Raw genomic sequence first — 3,239 nt, forward strand, 5'->3', positions numbered from 1 at the left:
GCCGGAGCCGGCAGCCCGGGCCGGGCCGGAGCGGGGGCCGGGCGTCGGCGTGGGTGGACGGGGAGGGTGGGTCAGGTCTGGGCGGTGGCCAGGGGGAGGGTGACCTCGAAGCGGCAGCCGCCGGGTACGTTGTGGACCCGGGCCCGCCCGGCGTGGGCCTCGACGATGCCCCGTACGATCGCCAGCCCGAGTCCGGCGCCGGCGGGCGGCGTACGGGCCGGGCTGCCGCGCCAGCCGGTGTCGAAGACCTTCGGCAGGTCCTCCTCCGGGATGCCGCCGCAGCCGTCGGTGACGGACAGCACGGCCGAGTCCTCGTGCCGGTCGACGCGTACGGCCACCGTGCCGTCGGCGGGGGTGTGGCGGATGGCGTTGACGAGGAGGTTGGCCAGGACCCGGGTCATCTCCTTGCCGTCCACCTCGACCGGGACAGGGGCGATGCCGTCGCCGCACAGCCGTACCCCGCGCTCGCGGGCGAGCGGGTCGGCGCCCAGCAGGGCGTCGGCCGCCAGGTCCTGGAGGGAGACGCGGCCCGGCGTCAGTTCGAGGGCCCCGGCCTGGATGCGGGAGAGCTCGAAGAGGTCGCCGACCATGGTGTCGAGCCGTCCGACCTCCGTGCGGATCTGCCGGTGGTAGCGGGCGGGGTCCTCGGCCACCCCGTCCTCCAGGGCCTCGGCCATGGCCCGCAGCCCGGCGAGCGGGGTGCGCAGGTCGTGGGAGATCCAGGCGACGAGCTCGCGGCGGGAGGACTCCAGGGCGCGCTCGCGTTCCCGTGAGGCCGCGAGCCTGGCGCTGGTGGCGGCCAGTTCACGGGTGACGGCGGCCAGTTCCGCCGTGGCCCGGGCCGGGGGCGCGGCGAAGCTGCCGCCCTCGCCGAAGTCGCGCGCCGCGCGGGCGAGGTCGCGGCCGCGCGCCACCACCCACCGTCCGAGCAGCACCGCGGTGGCCAGGGAGACCACGGCGGCCATGGCGGCCACGAGGGTGACCACGCTGAGGTCGTGCGGGGAGAGGAACATCGCCCAGGCGACGGCGAGGGTGCCGGCGAGCATGGCGGTGACGGCGACGGCCGCGACGACGGCCATGGACACGGCGACGGACCGGTGCCGCAGCAGCCGCAGCGCGACCGCGCCGAGCAGGCCGGCGCAGACCGCGCCGCCGAACGCGAACGCCGCGATCAGCAGGAGGTCCTTCACGGGGTGCCCTCCTCCCCGCCCGCCTCGAAGCGGTACCCCACGCCCCAGACCGTCCGGATGAGCCGGGGGGCCGCCGGGTCCTCCTCGATCTTGGCCCGCAGGCGGCGCACGTGGACGGTGACGGTGGACAGGTCCCCGAAGTCCCAGCCCCAGACGTCCCGCATCAGCTCCTCACGCCCGTGGGCCCGGCCGGGATGGGTGAGGAAGTGTGCGAGGAGGTCGAACTCCCGCAGGGTGAGCATGAGCTCCTGCCCGTTCCTGACGGCCCGCCGGGTCCGCGGGTCGAGCCGGATGCCCGCGCCCGTCAGCTGCCCCCCTCCGGCGGTCCGCGGCGCCGCGGACCGGCTGCGGCGCAGGACGGACTCGACGCGCAGGACCAGCTCGCGGGGGCTGAAGGGCTTGGTGACGTAGTCGTCCGCGCCGAGCTCCAGGCCGGCGATCCGGTCGTCCTCGTCACCGCGCGCCGTCAGCATGATCACCGGAACGGGACGCTCGGCGCGCAGCCGCCGGCACACCTCCAGCCCGTCGATGCCGGGCAGCATCAGGTCCAGGACGACCAGGTCCGGCTCGTGCCGGGCGGCGGAATCGAGGGCGGCGGGGCCGTCGGCGGCGTGGTGGACGCTGTGGCCGGCCCGGCGGAGGTAGCCGGTGACGACCTCGGCGACGGTGGGGTCGTCGTCGACGACGAGGACCCGGGCGGGCGGGGCGGGCGTGGCGGGCGGGGGCGTGCTCGTGGCCGTGCTCATGACGGCAAGCCTCCCACCGCCGGGGCGTCCCCGTCCCGGGCGGGTCGGCCTCGAACGGCCGACGTCCGCGTTTCGTAAGGACTCGATGTCCGTTATGTCCCCGGAAAATTCCTACGGTGGCAGTCGTGACCGAAAACTCCGTGGACGTCGTCCTGCCCTGTCTGAACGAGGCCGAGGCCCTGCCCTGGGTACTCGCCCGCATCCCCGCCGGCTGGCGGGCCCTGGTCGTGGACAACGGGTCCACCGACGGCTCCGCCGACATCGCCCGCGCCCTGGGTGCCACCGTCGTACCGGAGTCCCGGCGCGGCTTCGGGGCCGCCTGCCACGCCGGACTCCTGGCCGCCGAGGCCGAGTACGTCTGCTTCTGCGACTGCGACGCCTCCCTCGACCCCGGCCTGCTGAGCGGATTCGTCCGGGCGGTGGCCGCGGGCGAGACGGACCTGGTGCTCGGCCGGCGCCGCCCCCGGGGCCGGGGCGCCTGGCCCGCGCACGCCCGGGCGGGGAACCTGGCGCTCTCCCGGATGCTGCGCCGCCGCACCGGTCTGCGCCTGCACGACCTGGGCCCGCTGCGGGCGATGCGGCGGGAGGCGCTGCTGGGGCTGCACCTGACCGACCGGCGCTCCGGCTACCCGCTGCAGATGGTCGTACGGGCGGCGGACGCGGGCTGGCGGGTGCGCGAGGAGGACGTGCCGTACCTGCCGCGCAGCGGCAAGTCCAAGGTCACCGGCACGTGGCGGGGCACCTGGAACGCGGTCCGTGACATGCGCGCGGTGCTCGCGGAGCCCCCGTACGTCCCCGCCGCCCCCGGCCGTGCCGGGCGGGCCGGGGGCGCCCGGTGACCAGCCTGCTCGTGATCGCCAAAGCGCCCGTGCCCGGCCGGGTCAAGACCCGGCTCACCCCGCCTTTCACCCCCGGGCAGGCGGCGGCCCTGGCCGAGGCCGCGCTCGCCGACACCCTGGCGGCCGTCCTGGCCACCCCGGCCGACCGGCACGTCCTCGTGCTGGACGGCGCCCCGGGCCCGTGGCTGCCACCCGGCTTCGAGGTCGTGCCGCAGCGCGGCCGGGGCCTGGACGAACGGCTCGCGGCCGCGTTCGCCGACTGCGCCGGGCCGGCGCTCCTGATCGGCATGGACACCCCGCAGGTCACCCCCGGGCTCCTCGCGCCCGCGCTGGTCTTCGACACCTGCGACGCCTGGTTCGGCCCGGCCGCCGACGGCGGGTTCTGGGCCCTGGGCCTGGCGGCGGCCGACCCGGCACTGCTGCTCGGCGTACCCATGTCCGTACCCGAGACGGGAGCCGTGCAG

4 protein-coding genes are annotated in these 3,239 nt (G+C 76.7%); 2 read left to right on the forward strand and 2 right to left on the reverse strand.

The genetic code is table 11. The features are described from left to right. Positions 1-71 precede the first annotated feature (71 nt). On the reverse strand, positions 72-1,190 hold the full coding sequence (locus tag VR44_RS37770; protein ID WP_045952197.1) for a sensor histidine kinase: 1,119 nt from the start codon (positions 1,188-1,190) through the stop codon (positions 72-74). Continuing rightward, positions 1,187-1,936 carry a response regulator transcription factor gene (locus tag VR44_RS37775; protein ID WP_045952198.1) on the reverse strand — a complete coding sequence of 250 codons (750 nt, stop codon included), beginning with the start codon at positions 1,934-1,936 and terminating at the stop codon, positions 1,187-1,189. The genes VR44_RS37770 and VR44_RS37775 overlap by 4 nt, the downstream gene beginning before the upstream one ends. A gap of 125 nt (positions 1,937-2,061) precedes the next feature. Here VR44_RS37775 and VR44_RS37780 point away from each other — a divergent pair, with 125 nt between their 5' ends. Together VR44_RS37780 and VR44_RS37785 are read left to right on the forward strand one after the other, a co-directional pair. Further along, complete coding sequence (locus VR44_RS37780) at positions 2,062-2,775, forward strand: glycosyltransferase family 2 protein (RefSeq protein ID WP_384746940.1); 714 nt, start codon at positions 2,062-2,064, stop codon at positions 2,773-2,775. Beyond that, on the forward strand, positions 2,772-3,239 hold a 468-nt coding region (locus VR44_RS37785; RefSeq protein WP_045952200.1), incomplete at its 3' end, for a TIGR04282 family arsenosugar biosynthesis glycosyltransferase. The genes VR44_RS37780 and VR44_RS37785, both read left to right, overlap by 4 nt.

Origin of the sequence: Streptomyces katrae (assembly GCF_000966975.1) — a bacterium.
Classification (GTDB): Bacteria; Actinomycetota; Actinomycetes; order Streptomycetales; family Streptomycetaceae; genus Streptomyces; species Streptomyces katrae.